Source organism: Sphingobium aromaticiconvertens (assembly GCF_037154075.1).
In the GTDB taxonomy this organism is placed as follows: Bacteria; Pseudomonadota; Alphaproteobacteria; order Sphingomonadales; family Sphingomonadaceae; genus Sphingobium; species Sphingobium aromaticiconvertens.
This window is the reverse complement of the sequence record NZ_JBANRJ010000001.1, coordinates 749,525-764,876: the sequence shown is the minus strand read 5'-3', so window position 1 is coordinate 764,876 and position 15,352 is coordinate 749,525. Positions and strand designations below refer to the sequence as shown.

Below are 15,352 nucleotides of genomic sequence, written 5' to 3'. Positions count from 1 at the left end.
GAGGCTCCATGAAATTCGCTTTCGGTATGCCGCGCCTGATCGAACTCAAGGCGACGATGCAGCCCTGGGAATTGTCGGTCACGGGTGCGGACCAGACGCGGCTTGCGAAGCTGGCCGATCGGCTGGGCTATGACATGATCAGCGTGCCCGAGCATTTTCTGATCCCCAAAAGCCATGTCGACCTGTCCGGGCCTCATCATTTCCACGCCTATGCCGCGATGGGCTATTATGCCGGCGCAACGGATCGCATTCGCATCAACAGCTCGATCGCGATCCTGCCGCTCCAGCATCCGGCGATCGCCGCCAAGGCGCTGTCCACGCTCGACTGGATGTCGGACGGGCGGGCGATGGTGACATTCGGCGCGGGCTGGCTGGCGGAGGAATTCGACCTGCTTGGCGTGCCGTTCCAACAGCGCGGGCGGATGTGTGACGAATATCTTGGGGCGATCGTGGAGTTATGGACGAGTGACGATCCGGTGTTCGAGGGGGAATTTGTTTCCTTCCGCGACGTCGCCTTCGCGCCGCGCCCGGTGCAGACACCCCATCTCCCGATCTGGATGGGTGGCGAAGCGGAGGCAGTGCTGAAGCGGGCGGCGCGTTTTGCCAGCGGCTGGTGGCCCTATCTTACCAAGCCCGAAGATATCCCGGCAAAGATCGACTTCATCAAGTCGCAGCCCGGCTATGACGGGCGGCCCTTCGACGTGATGTATGGCTTTGCGACGAGCCGCGTCGGGGAGGGGCACAAGGTGATGGACGACCCCCGTGCCCGCCCCGGCATGACCGCGCCAGAGATTATCGACCGGCTGGGCTGGTTCGGGACGCTGGGCGTAACGATGAGTTCTGTCCCCATCCCCGCCGTGCGCAGCGTCGCGGAATATGAGGATTATGCGCAGTGGGTGATGGAGGAGATCAAGCCCAAGCTGGCCTAGCCCCAGAGGACATCCGCCGCCGCCAGCCCCTGCCCGCCGCGCCCGCCCAATTCACCGATCAACGCTTTGAGGCGATAGGTCCACAGGTGCAGCGGATGCTCCAGCGTCATCCCCATCGCACCGAGAAACTGGTGAAAATCATACACGGTCGCGCGCGCCGATTCCTGCGCGTGCAGCGCGGCCAGTGCCGCGTCTCCGGCATCGAGCGTGCCCGCCGCCTTCATCGCCAGCCAGTAGACACCGTTGGTGCGCACCTGCGCTTCCGCCAGCCGGTGACGCAGCGCCTGAAAGGTTGCGAGTGGACGACCGAACTGCTGGCGGTCGGTCACGTGGACCGATGTGCTTTCCAGCGAGGCGGCCAGCAATCCCGCCGCTTCCGCCGCCAGTCCCACACGCCAGCGAACGCGCACTTCATTGGCAGAAACAGCGTGATCGGTTCGTTCCGACGGCAGCTCAAGCAATGTGCCCATAGGATAGCCATATAGCGCCTCCGGCTCGGCCCGCACTTGGTCCGCGGTCGCGAAGGTAGATACCCGGTCCTTGCCTACGACCAGCACGGTCGCGCCGGGGGCCAGAAAGCGGATCGGGCGATGCGCCTTCCCCTCTTCCATCAGGCATAGCGGGCGGGGCAGGTCATCGCCCAGCAATGGTCGAACGAGCGCACTCGCAGCGGCTTCCACCGCTTGGGGCAGCCGCGCCAGCCGCTCGACGATCAGCGCGGCGGATACCGCGCCCAGATCGGGGTCGAAGGCGACATCAAGGAACCCGCCCTCCGCCAGTTCGCGGTCGAGCGCGTCGCTGCTGAACGCAAAGCCAGCCTCGTGCAGCGACGCCCCGGCATAGGGTTTGGCCAATGAGTCGATCGCGTCGAGGATCGCGACCTGATCGTCGGAAAGCGAAAGGTCCATCAGCGCGGCTCCCGTGGCAGTTTGAGCACATCGGAGGCGATGATGTTGAGCTGGATTTCCGCAGCGCCCGCCGCGATGCCCGCAACGATCCCGCGTTGGTGATGCATTTTGAGATAGGGATGCGCGTCGGCCAGCGCTTGCGGCAGATACTCGACCACATATTCGGCGACCCGCCGCTCCGCCATGACGGTGGCGAAGCGGGCGGAACTGGACTCCGCGCCGATCGCCTGCCCCTTGCAGCGCCGGTCGACGATCGCATAGCTCGCCATCCGCGCCGCTTCGCACAGGGCGGCGGCGTGCGCGGCCTCGATCTTCACGGCCTCGCCCTCAAACTCGCCCTGCGCCTTCAGCACAGTAACCGCCCGGTCGAGCGCCGCGCAAGCCAGCGCATAGCGCGGGATGCCCAGCCGTTCGTTGGTCAGCGAATAGGCGATGATCTCCCACGCCTGCCCCTCATCCCCAAGCCGCGCGGACACGGGCACGACGATCTCATCGAAAAACACCTCATGAATGTCGCCCTCACCGATCAGCGAGGGGATTTGCCGCACGGTGATGCCCGGCGTGTCCATCGGCACCAACAGGATGGAGATGCCCTTCTTGCGATCGTCGCTGGTGCGGCAGACAAGGAAACAGGTGTCAGCGAGTCTCGCATAGCTGGTCCAGATCTTCTGCCCCGACACGCGATAGCTGTCGCCATCCAGCACCGCGCGGGTGCGGAGCGAGGCAAGGTCGGAGCCGGAACCGGGTTCGGAAAAGCCCTGACACCAGAGCGCTTGTCCCTCCGCGATCGGCGGCAAATAGCGCGCCTGCTGATCGGGCGAGCCATAGCGGATCAGCGTCGGGCCGATCCAGTTGACGTTCATATATTGCCCGCCACGCGGCTCACCCGCGATCCACATTTCCTCGGCCAATATGGTCTGGTGCCACGGGTCCAACCCCTGCCCGCCAATCTCCACCGGCCAGTGCGGCGTCAACAATCCCTGAGCCGCCAGCATGCCGCAAAAGGTGCGGGCATAATCGGTCAGCGCGGGCGAGGCCGGGCCATGCTGGGAAAAGCGCTCCCAGTCATCAGGCAACGTCTCTGCCAGCAAATCGCGTAGCCGCTGGCGGAACGCCGCCTCTTCCTCGGTCCATTCAAAGTTCATCGGACAGAGCGATACTGGAGTGCGCGGACCGGGAACAGACGTGCAGGCGTCGTCCATTCAAGAGAACGCCCCGGTGATATGATCCGCAACGGCCTTTCACTCTCTCGCACGGCGGACAACAAGGGGTCCGATCATGAACGAATGCAGGATGGAATGAGCGAAGCGCAGTTTATCGCCGTGGCCCGCGCAGAGGATGTGCCGGACGGCACGGTGGTGGCCATAGAGGCGAATGGCCGCGCGATCATGCTGTGCCATTTCGAAGGACAGATCTATGCGCTGGAGAATATGTGCTCGCACGCGCAGGAACCGTTGGCCTGCGGGCGGATGCGATTGGGCTGGATCGCCTGTCCCGCGCATGGCGCGCGCTTCGACCTGGAAACCGGCGAACCGCTGACCGGCCCCGCCAGCGCGCCGATCGCCACCTATCCGGTCAGGATCGCGGGCGAGATGATCGAAGTCGCGCTCTGACCGCATCGCCTTCCCGATATTGCAGCCACCGGCTTGCGACATGCATCGCAAATGCTGCCTAGCGAGCGCACAGAGGGATCACAGATTCAAGGGAGACTGGTGGTTTGACCGACGCGCTCGACACTCTGCGACAGGAGGTGCGCCTCTGGCTGGAGGGGAACGCGCCGCAGGACTGGCGCGACCACTGCACCACGGAGGAGGCGTTTGTGGACCTCCAGCGCAGTTGGTTCGCGACACTGGCGAAGGGCGGCTATGCGGTTCCTCACTGGCCCGCCGGATGGCCAGGTGGCGGACGCGGCCTGGCCGAACAGAAGGTCATCTATGAGGAGTTCGCCCGCGCCGATACGCCGCGCCTGCTGCTCTCCTTCATGTCCACTTATCATGCCGCCTCCACCCTGTTCGAATGGGGCAGCGAGGCGCAGCGGCAATATTATATCCCCCGCATATTGGACGGCGAAATCTGGTGTCAGGGCTTTTCCGAGCCAAATGCCGGGTCCGACCTCGCCTCGCTCAAGACCCGCGCCGAGCGGCAGGGGGACGTCTATATCGTCAACGGGCAAAAGCTCTGGTCGACCATGGGCCAGTTCGCCGACAAATGCCTGCTGCTGGTCCGCACCAGCAGCGAGGGCGCCAAGCAGGCCGGTCTGACCTACCTGTTACTGGACCTGAAAGCGAAGGGCGTGACCGTGCGCCCAATCCACCAGATTCACGGCGACGAGGAATTTGCCGAAGTCTTCCTCGACAATGTCGAGATACCAGTGACGGATCGTCTTGGCAAAGAGGGTCAGGGATGGGCCGTCGCTCAGTCCACTTTGTCGTCCGAACGCGGCCTCACCCTGCTGGAACTGAGCGCCCGGATGCGCGGGGCGCTGTGGCGGATCGGCGACCTGATCCGCGCCAATGGACGCGACAATGACAGCGGCATCCTGCGTGACTTTGGGCGGCTGGCGACGAAGGTCGATGCGGCCTGCGCGGTCGCCGACCAGTTTCTGGCCAACCGCATCGCCGGGGAAGAGCGCGTCGGTGACGCCTCCATCGTCAAGCTCTCCTATTCGCGCACGTTGCGCGGCTTTACCTCGCTGGGCCTGCGGATCGGTGGGATGGACACGCAATATCATGACCCCATCACCTTTGGCGGAGGCATGGAGACGGGCAACTGGATGGCCGATTTCATGAACAGCTATGCCTGGACGATCGCGGGCGGCAGTGACGAGGTACAGCGCAATATCATTGCCGAGCGCCTGCTGGGAATGCCGCGCGAACCCAAAAGCTGGACGCTGAAGGAGGCCGTGGCATGAGCATGACCCGCGCCGAATTGCAGGATGCCGCCGACAAGGCATTCGGCCAGAGCGACCTGGCGCCCGATGCCGAAAAGGCGTGGGGCCTGATCGCCGAAATGGGCTTTTTGATGATGGCCGTGCCCGAGGCACAGGGCGGCCTGGGCCTGGGGCTGGAGGCGGCAGGCGTCGTCCATGACGCCTTGGGCCGCGTATTGGTACCCGGTCCCGCCATCGCGCAGATGCTGGTGATCGAGGCGCTGAACGCAGCGGACACGCTGGCCGATCGGGATTCCCTGATCGAACGCGCCGTGGGCGGCGAGGTGATGACCGCGTCGCTGGCCCTCCGCAACAGCGCCACGCTTCTGACCTGTGTGCCCAACGCCGATCGCGCCAGCCATGTCCTGCTGGTGGAGGAGGCGCGCATCGCTTTATTGCCGATGGACGGGCTGACGATCACACCCCGCGACACATGGGATAAGACCCGCCGCCTTTTCGATGTGTCGGTCGATGGCTCCACCCCGCAGATCATATTGGCGGAGGGGAACGCCTCGACTGCGCTTGCACAGCGATTGTCGATGCAACGCTCCTTTGCGCTGGCGGCCGATTCGCTGGGCGGCGCGAATGCGACCCTGCGGCTGACCATCGACTATCTGGAAACCCGCCATCAATTCGACAGGCCGTTGGCGCTGTTCCAGGCCCTGAAGCACCGCGTTGCCGACCTCAAGACCGCGATCGTCGCGGCAGAGGCGCTGCTGTGGGAGCGGGCGAGCGACAGAGCGATGGACGCGATCACCATGGGCGCGCTGAAGGCCCATGCGTGCAACGTCTATCGCATGGTGACGGAGGAAGCGGTGCAACTGCACGGCGGCATCGGCCTCACCATGGAGCATCATTGCCACCTGTTCCTCAAGCGCGCGATGCTGAACGCCGCGCTGGGCGGGGACGCCGATCATTGGGAAGAAGAAACGGGCAGACAGGCGCTGGGACAAGCGATCGCCTGACCCGCACAACAGGAGAGGATGGAGCATGAAGGGTTTAGGAACGGCCAAAAGCTTCGCGACACTATCGCTTTTACTGGCGACGCCCGCCGGCGCTGATCAGGCGGCTGGTCCGGTGTCGGCATCTGCACAGGCAGACCCCCTCTTCACCCAGCCCTATATCGACAAGGACGAATGGCGCGATGCACCGGTGCGCCACCGCTATGTTCATGGCGGCTTCAAGGACACGGAAACGCGCTTCTCCTTCTACTTCCCCGAAAAGGTGCACTATCAGGGCCGTTTCTTCCAGCACATCACCCCCGTTCCGGACGATGAAAATCTGGCGCAGAAAAGCCCGGTCGGCGAGGAGAATAAGATCGGCTTTTCGATCGCCTCGGGCGCCTATTTCGTTGAGACGAATGGCGGCGGGCGCGATCAAGTCGGGATGCCCGGCAAGCCCAACGATGCCACCATCGCCGCCTATCGCGCCAATGCCGCCGCCGCCCGCTATTCGCGCGTCGTCGCGCAGCAGATATATGGCGGCAAACGGCCCTATGGCTATGCTTTTGGCGGTAGCGGCGGCGGGTTCCGCACGGTAGGGTCGATCGAAAATACCAATGGCGTGTGGGACGGCGTCGTCCCCTATGTGTTGGGATCGCCGATGGCGCCGCCCAATATGTTCTCGGTGCGGATGCGGGCAATGCGCGTGCTGAACGACAGGTTTCCCCAGATCCTGGATGCGGTCGAGCCGGGCGGCAGCGGCGATCCCTATGCCGGGCTGACACCCGATCAGGCGTCGGTTTTGCGGGAAGTGACGGCGATGGGCTTTCCCACGCCTTCCTGGTTCGGCTGGCGCACGATGGGCATTCATGGCTTCGCTGCCCTTTATGGCGGGATGCAGATGGCCGACCCGTCCTACTTCACCGATTTCTGGACCAAACCCGGCTATCTTGGCCATGACGACCCGAAGGCGTTCGAGGGCTATCGCCTGCAATTTGATGCCAAGGTCGCAGCCCCCATCACCGCGCAGGAAGCCGCGACGCTGAACCTCGACACCCGGATCACCAATGGCGCCGCCAATGTCGACAACGCCTTTGCCGCGCTTCAGGGGAAAGCCGCGCGCCGAATCGTCGCCTTCCGCCTGTCGAGCGCGCCGCCCGCCATCTATTTCGTCGGCGGCGACCTGATCGTCGGTTCGGGAGAGGCCGTAAAACAGCGGCTTACCATCAGCCGGATCGTCGGCGATGTCGTCGTGCTGGGCGTCGTCGATGATGCGGTCGCGGCAAAGATCAGGGCGGGCGACTCCGTCCGGGTCGACAACAGCAATTTCCTCGCCGCCGAAACCTATCACTGGCATCAGGTGCCGCCAGCCGATGCGGGCTATCCCGAATGGGACCAGTTCCGAAAGCCGGACGGCACGCCCCTCTATCCGCAACGCGCCTTCCTGCTTGGCCCATTGTTCACCGCCGCCACCACGGGCAAGCCAATGGGACAGCCGCCCATGACCGGAAAGTTTCAGGGCAAGATGATCCTGGTCGAAAACCTGTGGGATCGGGAAGCCATGCCGTGGCAAGGCGACTGGTATCGCCGTCAGGTCGCGGCCAATCTGGGGGCCGCCACGGATAGTAATTTCCGCATCTGGTTCACTGATCATGCGCTGCACGGCGACAGCGCCAAACAGGAAGATCCGACCCGCACCGTCAGTTATCTGGGCGTACTCCAGCAGGCGCTGCGCGACCTGTCGGCCTGGGTAGAAAAGGGCGGCGCCCCGCCCGCCAGCACCGCCTATCGCATCGACAATGGGCAGGTCATCGCCCCCAGCGATGCGACCACGCGCAAGGGCATCCAGCCCGTCGTCGCGGTAACGGCCAATGGCAGCGCAAAAGCGGTGGTAAAGCCCCAGACCAGCGTGACATTCACCGCCGCCATCGCGGTGCCGCCCGGCGCGGGCAAGGTCGTTTCGGCGGAATGGGATTTCGACGGCAGCGGTTCTTTCCCGGTCAAGGCGAAGCTGCCTGCTGGACCAAATGCCAGGGTGGTGCTCAAAACCAGCCATGTCTTCGTCAAGCCCGGCACTTATTTCCCGGCGCTGCGCGTCGCGTCGGAGCGCAAGGGCGACACCGCCTCCCCCTATGCCCGCATCCAGAATCTGGGCCGCGTCAGGGTGGTGGTGGAATAGGCCAGATCCGATCGAGAACGACCGGGCAAAAGAAAGGTGATTATGTAGTTGCACACCCACTGGTGCGGGCGTCTGCCAGCGACCAGTTTTTGTCGTTCGCTGACCAGACATTGCTCTCCGATAGCGGACGCTAGCTGATAACAGAATCAGGCGGTTGGATTTTAACGTGGTTTTAGCGTTGGAGCGTTACGCGGATGAAAGGATGTCAAACGGAGCCAACATGCATTTAATCTGGAAGATTGCCGCTGCAAGTGTGGCCGCCACATGCGCGTGTCCGGTGCTGGCCGCTCCGTCCATTGACGCGGAAACCGCGCTCACCCGATACTGCGAGCCACCCGTGTCAGGTGAATCCGCTGCGAAAACGAGCCAAATTGCACACAAAGATGGCTTTAGGGACGATAAGGTTGGAAATTACCCTGCCCTTATTAAAGGTGAGGTCATTGTGATGGTATCCGACGCACCTCGAGTATGTACGGTGCAAGCTTCAGCGGCCATGACATTCGCCCAAGGGATAGCGTTGGTTGATCGGTGGGCTTCACGCCATCCTGGTGCGGTCAAAAGCCCGACGAATAGGGGGCCAGACGGCGCGCCGGTTAAGGCGTGGAGCGCACCGAAGGAGAGGAAATATCTTCTCGTTTCAGAACAGACCAATCCACGCGGACATAAGGTGCTTGCGTTCATTCTCGCCCCGCTGCCGCTTGGAAGATAGCTATTCCGCCTGATCGGAAATGGAAGACTTTTGCGCTGTGCATACCAAAAGCCGACATTCCGCTAACCACCCTTAGCCGACGCTTAGGGAGCGGGTTTACAAGAACACGATCGAAAAAAAGGCGCGGGAAGCTCATCTTCCCGCGCCCTTTCTTTTGCCCCTATGGCGTTCAAATCAACCCATCAGAGCCTTTACCGTTTCCACCACACGCTCTGGCGAGACGATATAGGCGTCCTCCAATACCTTGGCGAACGGCACCGGCGAATAGGGTGCGCCCAGACGACGAACCGGCGCCTTCAACTGGCCGAACAGTTCTTCGCTGATGGTCGATGCAATCTCGCCGCCCGGTCCGAAATGGCGCACCGCTTCATGCGCGATCACGGCGCGGCCAGTCTTGGCGACTGACGCCAGCACGGTTTCCTTGTCCCATGGCGACACCGTCCGCAGGTCGACCAGTTCGACCGAAATTCCGGCCTCGGCCAGTGCGGGCAGCGCCTGTTGGCAACGGATGATCTGCGAGGACCAGGAGATGATGGTGACGTCCGTCCCTTCCTGCACGATCCGCGCCTTGCCCAGTGGGATCGGCGGCTGATCGTCGGGCACGTCGCCCGGAATGAACACCGTGCCTGCGGACTCGATGAAGATGCAGGGATCGGGATCCTGAATACAGGACAGCAACAGCCCCTTATAGTCCGCCGGGCTGGACGGTGCGACGACCTTGATCCCAGCCGTATGCGCGAACCAGCCTTCCAGATGGTCGGCATGCTGCCCGGCCGTCTGCCAGCCAGCGCCGGTCAGCGTGCGGATGGTGATCGGCACCGTGCTCTGTCCACCCGACATGAAGCGCAGCTTGGCGGCATGGTTGAAGATCATGTCCATGCAGACCGCCGTGAAGTTCATCAGCATGATCTCTGCCACGGGCTTGTAGCCTGACAGCGCCGCGCCAATGGCCGCGCCGATGATCGCCTGTTCGGAAATCGGCGTGGACTTGACCCGATCGTCGCCATATTTGGTCGACAGCCCCCTGGTCGCGCCGGTCACGCCGCCGCCTTCACGATCGGCGATATCCTCGCCCAGCACGATAACCTTGGGATCCTCCGCCATCGCCTGCATCAGCGCGGCGTTCACGGCCTGGAGGGCATTCATCTTCGTGACCGTCATGCGGGCAACTCCTCGGCAAACACATCGCGGCGCAGTTCATCGACCGACGGCGGCGGGCTGGCCAGCCCGAACTCCAGCGCGTCCTCGACCTCGGCCTCGATCTGCGCCTGCATGGCGGACAGGCTGTCTTCGGTCGCATGGCCCTGTGCAATCAGCCACGCCTTGAATGCGGGCAACGGGTCCTTTTCGATCGCCGCGGCCTTTTCTTCCTTGGTCATATATTTGTCGTCGTCACCCAGCACATGGCCGTGGAAACGGAAGGTCTTGCATTCCAGCAGGGTCGGCCCCTCGCCTTCCCGCGCGCGGGTGATCGCCTCATGCGCGGCGGCATACATGGCGAGCGGGTCGTTGCCGTCCACCGTATGGCCCGGCATGCCGTAGCCGATCGCACGCTTGGCGATGAAATCGACCGACGTGCCATTCTCATACCGGGTATGTTCGGCAAAGCCGTTATTCTGGCAGACGAAGATCACCGGCAGCTTCCAGACCGATGCAAGGTTCAGCGATTCATGGAAGGCGCCGATGTTGGACGCGCCATCACCGAAATAGGCGACCGAGACGCGCTTGCTGCCGTCCAGCTTCGCCGCCCAGGCGAGGCCATTGGCGATCGGCATCGACGAGCCGACGATACCCGTCGTCACCATCACGCCCGTCTCCGGGTGCGTAAGGTGCATGGGGCCGCCCTTGCCCTTGCAGGTGCCGTCGACACGGCCCGCAATTTCCGCCCAGAGTGGGCGCAGCGGCATGTCCTTCGCGACCATATCGTGGATGCCACGATAGATGGTGCAGATGGTGTCCTCATTGTTCAGCAGCGCGGAAATGGTCGACGGGATCACTTCCTGCCCGCGTGCCGAATAATAGGGCATGACCAGCCGCCCGAGGCGGATGGTTTTGCGAATGGCGTCGTCGTTGCGCTCGATACGGATCATGCGCCGGTAGATATCTACCAGCGTTTCCGCGCTCGGCGCCGGGGCGTTGCTCAGCTCTGCCATGGGGTTCCTCATGTGGCGTGGACTGCCCTCTGCATTGGCCGTCAGGGGTCACAGGTCAACTCGCCCCGGCGATATGTGGCAAGCCGCCCTTGCAACACCCGTCCGGCGGCACCTTCTTGGCGATAAAGGAGAGCACATCACGCTTTTGTGATCGCCATTTCGCCCCCGCGATGACCTGCTGGCGACAGGGTGCCGCCCGGCTTGAAAAGGCTTTATGCTGGGCGAAGCAGCGACGAAAGGAACCGGCATGGACAGGAATGACGCAGTACAGAAGGCCGCCGAGCGCATCGTCGAACTTGAGGCCGAACTGGAAGCCGCAGGCGACGCCAGCACCGGCGGCGATCAACTCGCCTTCGCACGCGCCGCGCTGCACGAGTGGGTAGACAGTGTAGTGGGCGTAGTCGCGTCCCCCGGCGTTGGCCGGGTCACGCTGATCCATCAGAACGGGCATGAATCCAAGATCGCCTCGCCCAGCCTGCCCTTCCTTCTATCCCGCCCGGTGTCTTTCCCCGATTCCAACGACTGACGTTTCTTTACTGGTTGCCAAGGCCCGCGGCATGGCGGGCCGCGATATAGCCAAAGGTCATCGACGGGCCGATGCTGGCCCCCGCGCCCGGATAGACATTACCCATGGCAGACGCGGTCGAGACGCCGGTGGCATACAGCCCCTCGATCACAGCGCCATCCGCCTTAACCACGCGCCCGTCCGCATCCGTCACCGCGCCGCCATAGGTCGATACGTCGCCGGGCACGACGTTGACGGCATAAAAAGGCCCCTGCTTGATCCGGCCCAGCGCCTTGTTGGGACCATGATAGGGATCGCCCAGCCAGCTATCATAGGCGCGCTCGCCCCGATGAAAATCCGCGTCCACGCCTGCATCGACGAAGCCATTCCAGCGATCAACCGTGGCCCTGAGCGTCACGGGATCGACGTTGATCAGCGCGGCCAGTTCTTCGATGCTGTCGGCCTTCTTGAGATAGCCTTCGCTCGTCCATGCAGCGGGCTTGTTGCGCCCCGGCATCGTCCCGGCCAGCATATATTGGTCGATATAGTCAGTATCGAAAATGGCCCAACTGGGCACGGCGGGCACCGTGCGGTTTCGCTTTATCATCGTCTCGCAAAACAGTTCGTAGGAGCCGCCTTCGTTCATATAGCGAACGCCCGACTGGTCGACCAATATGGCATGAGGCTTGCCGGTCAGGCTCTGCGCGGGCGGGACCGGGAACATCTTTTCCCAGCCGGGGACGAGCGTGCACTGATAGCCGACCATCTGATCCATCTGCGCCAGCACGCCGCCGATCCGCTCCATCTCGACATGCATGTCGCCGGTGTCGCTCTCACTGGTCTGCGACCATTCTGCCTTGGTGCCCGGCATATATTTGTCGCGCATCGCCTGATTCCGGGCAAAGCCCCCGGCGTTCACCAGCACGCCCAGCCGCGCACCGATGCGCCAGGGCTTGCCGTCCCTGACGGTGACAACGCCCGTCACCTTGCCCTCCTCGACCACCAGTTCCGCAACCGGCGATTGCAGGCGAATGTCCACCCCGGCCTTGAGCGCGGCCTGGAGCATCCGCCCCTGCAACGCCGCGCCCGCCGACACGACCTTCTGCCCGGTCAGCCGCGCGCATGCCGTTCGTAGGATGACCTTCAGGAACATCTTTCGACCAAGCCAGCTTTTCTTGTAATAGGGCAGCTTCATGCCCTCATCCAGCTTGGCGGGCACCGGCAGGAAGCCGGGGCGCAACTTCTCGCGCCATGCGCCCAGTTCGTTGGTATTGAACAACTGTGCAGAGACGCAACGCGTCGTCTTGCACCCGCCGGGCAGCTCATCATAATAATCGGGCCAGAAGTCGGACGAGCGTTCGAACTTTACCCCCCGATCGACGAGAAAATCGAGCATGCGGGGCGCGTGCGCGGCATAGGCGCGACGCCTTTCGGGCGAGGTGCCCGGTGCGTCACCGGAATCGGTCGCCGCCACCGCGTCAAGATAGGTGACCGCCGCTTCCGGGCTGTCTGCATCGCCCGCCGCCTTCATATAGCGGTTGTTGGGGATCCACATCACACCACCCGATTTCGACGTGGTGCCGCCCGCCCATGGCGATTTTTCAAGGATGACGACGGACTTGTCCGCATGGCGCATGACAAGGGCGGAACTCATCGACCCGGCGCCGTTGCCTACGACCACCCAATCGAACGTCTCGTCATACCCGCTCATGCTCCGCTCTCCCATTTTCTGTGTTCGGGGTATATCGCAGCGACACAGAATGGCACCCGCCTGCCGCGCCATAGTCGCGTTTATCGCCGGGGCGACGTTTGCACGGCCCCTGCCCCTGACAAGCCTGCCCGTGATAAGGGGCAGACAAGGAGATACTGTCGATGAGCCATGACCTGCCGCGCTTTGCCACGATATTGCTTGAACGGCGCGAGCGCCTGCTCGTCCTGACGCTCAATCGGCCTGATGCGCTCAATGCGGTCAATCTGGAACTGCATGACGAACTGCCCGAGGCGCTGGCCTTTGCCGGGCGGGATCGGGGGTCGGACGTTGTGCTGCTGACCGGCGCGGGCCGAGCCTTCTCGGCGGGCGGGGACATCGCCCATATGGAGCATAATGCCGCCAATCCGCACCTTTTCGACCATGAGGCCCGGCAGGCCAAGCGGATTGTCTTTGCCCTGCTGGACATCGAAAAGCCGGTCGTCTGCCGGATGAACGGTCATGCGGTCGGGCTGGGCGCCAGCGTGGCCCTGTTGTGCGATATTATCTTCGCGGCCGATACCGCGAAGATCGGCGATCCCCATGTTGGCATCGGTCTGGTGGCGGGCGACGGCGGCGCGGTCGTCTGGACGCAGCGGATCGGGCTGGCCAAGGCGAAGGAATATCTGCTGACGGGGGAATTATTGACCGCCCCGAAAGCGGTCGAGATCGGCCTCATCAACTACAGCCTCCCCGCAGCAGAGCTGGATGAAGCGGTCGATGCCTTCTGCCAGCGGCTGCTGAACGGCGCATCCAACGCGATCCGCTGGACCAAGATACTGACCAATATCGAATTGAAGCGCATCGCCGGTGCCGTGATGGAGGCAGGGATCGCCTATGAATCGCTGAGCGTCCGCAGCGCCGACCATCGGGAGGGGATCGCCGCGCTCAAGGAAAAGCGCGCACCCCGCTTCACCGGGCGCTGATCCCCCTCCGGGCGTCAGACGATGTCGGCGATCCTGATCCAGCGGCGCTCCTGACTCGACAGGCGGATCGCCTCCTGTATCCGCTCGACCTCCAGCGCCTGGGCGAAGTCGGGGCCAGCAGCCCCGCCCTTGCCCTCGATCGCATCGACCATAGCGGCCATGGACAAGGCCATTGGGAAGCTTGGCTGCGGCTCGCTTTGCCAGTCGAGCGCTATACCCGTGACATTGTTGAAGGCCGCCGGAATTTCGACCGGCGCTAGCGCACCGCCCAATCGCCCGCCATGCAGCACGCAATCGCGCGCGGTCGGGAAGGTCGGCGAAGACGCGACCAGTCGCCCCTTGTCGCCAAAGACGTCCAGCGACCAGCCATCATGCAGCGCCATGCTCCAGCTGATCTGCATCTGCATGACGAGGCCGCTGGCAAAGCGCAGGATGACATTGGCAAGATCGTTGGTTTCTGGCGTGATGCTGTCACCATCCGGGAAGACCCAGCGCTTCAGTATCTGACGGTCGTCGGCCACCAGTTCCGCGATCGGCCCGAACAGGTGCAGCAGCATATACAGCGCATGGCTGCCATTGTTGCGAACCGCCGACACCCCCTGCCCCGGCAACGCGAACCAGTTATAGGGGAACTGCTTGATCGGCCGGTTGAACAGCGACAGGTTGAAATGGCAGGTGCCGCCCAACGGCGCGCCCACATAGCCATCGTCCAGCATGTGCTTCATCTGCCGATGCGCGGGAATCCACTGCGAAAAGGCATCGACCACGCCAACCGATCCGCTGGTCCGCCACGCGCTGTCGATCGCCTTTGCGGCGGTCCAGTCGGGCGCATGGGGACTGGCGTTATAGACATGCTTGCCGTTCGCCAGCGCCGCCAACACCATTGACAAACGCACGCTGGGCCGCGTGCCCAGATCGACGATGTCGATGTCCGGGTCTGCGCACATCGCCTCTGCATCCCAGAAGGCGCGTGGCAGGCCCAGCCGGACCGCCGCCGCGTCCGCCGTTTCCTGCCGCGAGGTGCAGATCGCCGTCACCTCCACACCCGGAATGGCGCGCCATGCGGGAAGGTGGGCAAAACCGCCCCAGGCGGCGCTGACGATGCCGACGCGCAGGGTCATCTTATTCGATGATGCCAAGGATGGTGCCGACTTCATAGGTCTGGCCCGCTTCGGCGTGAATACGCAGCGTACCGCTGGCGGGCGCCTCAACCTCATTGGCCGATTTGTCGGCTTCCAGCAGGAATAGCGGCTGTCCTTCGGTCACAGCCGCTCCATCCTCGGCCAGCCATTCGGCGATCTGCGCCTCCGTCATCGAAAAGCCGATCTTGGGCAGCAATATTTCGGTAGCCATGTCATCAATCCCTATTGCAAAGTCGAAACCGCATTCTTGCGTCAGTGCCTATCGCGCATCGAAGGCAGGGCAA

14 protein-coding genes are annotated in these 15,352 nt (G+C 63.4%); 7 read left to right on the top strand and 7 right to left on the bottom strand.

Features of this window, described 5'->3' with window-relative positions; translation table 11 throughout:
* The first annotated feature begins 8 nt into the window (after positions 1-8).
* Positions 9-929 carry a TIGR03619 family F420-dependent LLM class oxidoreductase gene (locus tag WFR25_RS03845; protein WP_336968692.1) on the top strand — a complete coding sequence of 307 codons (921 nt, stop codon included), beginning with the start codon at positions 9-11 and terminating at the stop codon, positions 927-929.
* Here WFR25_RS03845 and WFR25_RS03840 read toward each other — a convergent pair.
* Both WFR25_RS03840 and WFR25_RS03835 read right to left on the bottom strand, forming a co-directional pair.
* Positions 926-1,837, bottom strand: coding sequence for an acyl-CoA dehydrogenase family protein (locus WFR25_RS03840; protein WP_336968689.1), 912 nt, complete (start codon positions 1,835-1,837; stop codon positions 926-928). The two genes, WFR25_RS03845 and WFR25_RS03840, sit on opposite strands and share 4 nt — an antisense overlap.
* On the bottom strand, positions 1,837-3,039 hold the full coding sequence (locus WFR25_RS03835; RefSeq protein WP_336968686.1) for an acyl-CoA dehydrogenase family protein: 1,203 nt from the start codon (positions 3,037-3,039) through the stop codon (positions 1,837-1,839). The genes WFR25_RS03840 and WFR25_RS03835 overlap by 1 nt, the downstream gene beginning before the upstream one ends.
* A gap of 96 nt (positions 3,040-3,135) precedes the next feature.
* Here WFR25_RS03835 and WFR25_RS03830 point away from each other — a divergent pair, with 96 nt between their 5' ends.
* The 4 genes from WFR25_RS03830 (at position 3,136) to WFR25_RS03815 (ending at position 7,886) form a co-directional block, all read left to right on the top strand.
* Positions 3,136-3,450, top strand: coding sequence for a Rieske (2Fe-2S) protein (locus tag WFR25_RS03830; protein WP_336974652.1), 315 nt, complete (start codon positions 3,136-3,138; stop codon positions 3,448-3,450).
* Between the two features lie 104 nt (positions 3,451-3,554).
* On the top strand, positions 3,555-4,748 hold the full coding sequence (locus WFR25_RS03825) for an acyl-CoA dehydrogenase family protein (protein ID WP_336968684.1): 1,194 nt from the start codon (positions 3,555-3,557) through the stop codon (positions 4,746-4,748).
* Positions 4,745-5,731, top strand: coding sequence for an acyl-CoA dehydrogenase family protein (locus tag WFR25_RS03820; protein WP_336968682.1), 987 nt, complete (start codon positions 4,745-4,747; stop codon positions 5,729-5,731). Before WFR25_RS03825 ends, WFR25_RS03820 begins: the two co-directional genes overlap by 4 nt.
* 25 nt (positions 5,732-5,756) lie before the next feature.
* Positions 5,757-7,886, top strand: coding sequence for a PKD domain-containing protein (locus tag WFR25_RS03815; protein WP_336968679.1), 2,130 nt, complete (start codon positions 5,757-5,759; stop codon positions 7,884-7,886).
* Positions 7,887-8,769: 883 nt separating this feature from the next.
* Here WFR25_RS03815 and WFR25_RS03810 read toward each other — a convergent pair.
* Both WFR25_RS03810 and WFR25_RS03805 read right to left on the bottom strand, forming a co-directional pair.
* Positions 8,770-9,756, bottom strand: coding sequence for an alpha-ketoacid dehydrogenase subunit beta (locus WFR25_RS03810; RefSeq protein WP_336968677.1), 987 nt, complete (start codon positions 9,754-9,756; stop codon positions 8,770-8,772).
* Complete coding sequence (locus WFR25_RS03805; protein ID WP_336968676.1) at positions 9,753-10,748, bottom strand: thiamine pyrophosphate-dependent dehydrogenase E1 component subunit alpha; 996 nt, start codon at positions 10,746-10,748, stop codon at positions 9,753-9,755. The genes WFR25_RS03810 and WFR25_RS03805 overlap by 4 nt, the downstream gene beginning before the upstream one ends.
* Before the next feature lie 247 nt (positions 10,749-10,995).
* On the opposite strand from WFR25_RS03805, the gene WFR25_RS03800 reads away from it, so the two are divergent.
* Positions 10,996-11,274: a hypothetical protein gene (locus tag WFR25_RS03800; RefSeq protein WP_336968675.1), complete on the top strand. Its 279-nt coding sequence runs from the start codon at positions 10,996-10,998 to the stop codon at positions 11,272-11,274.
* A gap of 7 nt (positions 11,275-11,281) precedes the next feature.
* On the opposite strand, the gene WFR25_RS03795 is transcribed toward WFR25_RS03800, so the two are convergent.
* Positions 11,282-12,964: an FAD-dependent oxidoreductase gene (locus tag WFR25_RS03795; RefSeq protein ID WP_336968673.1), complete on the bottom strand. Its 1,683-nt coding sequence runs from the start codon at positions 12,962-12,964 to the stop codon at positions 11,282-11,284.
* Between the two features lie 161 nt (positions 12,965-13,125).
* Here WFR25_RS03795 and WFR25_RS03790 point away from each other — a divergent pair, with 161 nt between their 5' ends.
* Complete coding sequence (locus tag WFR25_RS03790; protein ID WP_336968671.1) at positions 13,126-13,926, top strand: enoyl-CoA hydratase/isomerase family protein; 801 nt, start codon at positions 13,126-13,128, stop codon at positions 13,924-13,926.
* A 14-nt stretch (positions 13,927-13,940) separates the two neighbouring features.
* Here the strand turns inward: WFR25_RS03790 and WFR25_RS03785 are convergent, their stop codons facing one another.
* Together WFR25_RS03785 and WFR25_RS03780 are read right to left on the bottom strand one after the other, a co-directional pair.
* Positions 13,941-15,047 carry a Gfo/Idh/MocA family protein gene (locus WFR25_RS03785; RefSeq protein ID WP_336968668.1) on the bottom strand — a complete coding sequence of 369 codons (1,107 nt, stop codon included), beginning with the start codon at positions 15,045-15,047 and terminating at the stop codon, positions 13,941-13,943.
* Position 15,048: 1 nt separating this feature from the next.
* Entirely contained in the window at positions 15,049-15,279 is a 231-nt protein-coding gene (locus WFR25_RS03780) for a lipoyl domain-containing protein (protein ID WP_336968667.1), read from the bottom strand.
* Positions 15,280-15,352 lie beyond the last annotated feature (73 nt).

Bases quoted from the DNA above. Each gene is read 5' to 3' on its own strand.
- WFR25_RS03830 (WP_336974652.1), top strand. From the start codon at position 3,136: ATGAGCGAAGCGCAGTTTATCGCCGTGGCCCGCGCAGAGGATGTGCCG.
- WFR25_RS03835 (WP_336968686.1), bottom strand. From the start codon at position 3,039: ATGGACGACGCCTGCACGTCTGTTCCCGGTCCGCGCACTCCAGTATCG.
- WFR25_RS03810 (WP_336968677.1), bottom strand. From the start codon at position 9,756: ATGACGGTCACGAAGATGAATGCCCTCCAGGCCGTGAACGCCGCGCTG.
- WFR25_RS03805 (WP_336968676.1), bottom strand. From the start codon at position 10,748: ATGGCAGAGCTGAGCAACGCCCCGGCGCCGAGCGCGGAAACGCTGGTA.
- WFR25_RS03790 (WP_336968671.1), top strand. From the start codon at position 13,126: ATGAGCCATGACCTGCCGCGCTTTGCCACGATATTGCTTGAACGGCGC.
- WFR25_RS03800 (WP_336968675.1), top strand. From the start codon at position 10,996: ATGGACAGGAATGACGCAGTACAGAAGGCCGCCGAGCGCATCGTCGAA.
- WFR25_RS03780 (WP_336968667.1), bottom strand. From the start codon at position 15,279: ATGGCTACCGAAATATTGCTGCCCAAGATCGGCTTTTCGATGACGGAG.
- WFR25_RS03795 (WP_336968673.1), bottom strand. From the start codon at position 12,964: ATGAGCGGGTATGACGAGACGTTCGATTGGGTGGTCGTAGGCAACGGC.
- WFR25_RS03840 (WP_336968689.1), bottom strand. From the start codon at position 1,837: ATGGACCTTTCGCTTTCCGACGATCAGGTCGCGATCCTCGACGCGATC.
- WFR25_RS03785 (WP_336968668.1), bottom strand. From the start codon at position 15,047: ATGACCCTGCGCGTCGGCATCGTCAGCGCCGCCTGGGGCGGTTTTGCC.
- WFR25_RS03845 (WP_336968692.1), top strand. From the start codon at position 9: ATGAAATTCGCTTTCGGTATGCCGCGCCTGATCGAACTCAAGGCGACG.
- WFR25_RS03815 (WP_336968679.1), top strand. From the start codon at position 5,757: ATGAAGGGTTTAGGAACGGCCAAAAGCTTCGCGACACTATCGCTTTTA.
- WFR25_RS03820 (WP_336968682.1), top strand. From the start codon at position 4,745: ATGAGCATGACCCGCGCCGAATTGCAGGATGCCGCCGACAAGGCATTC.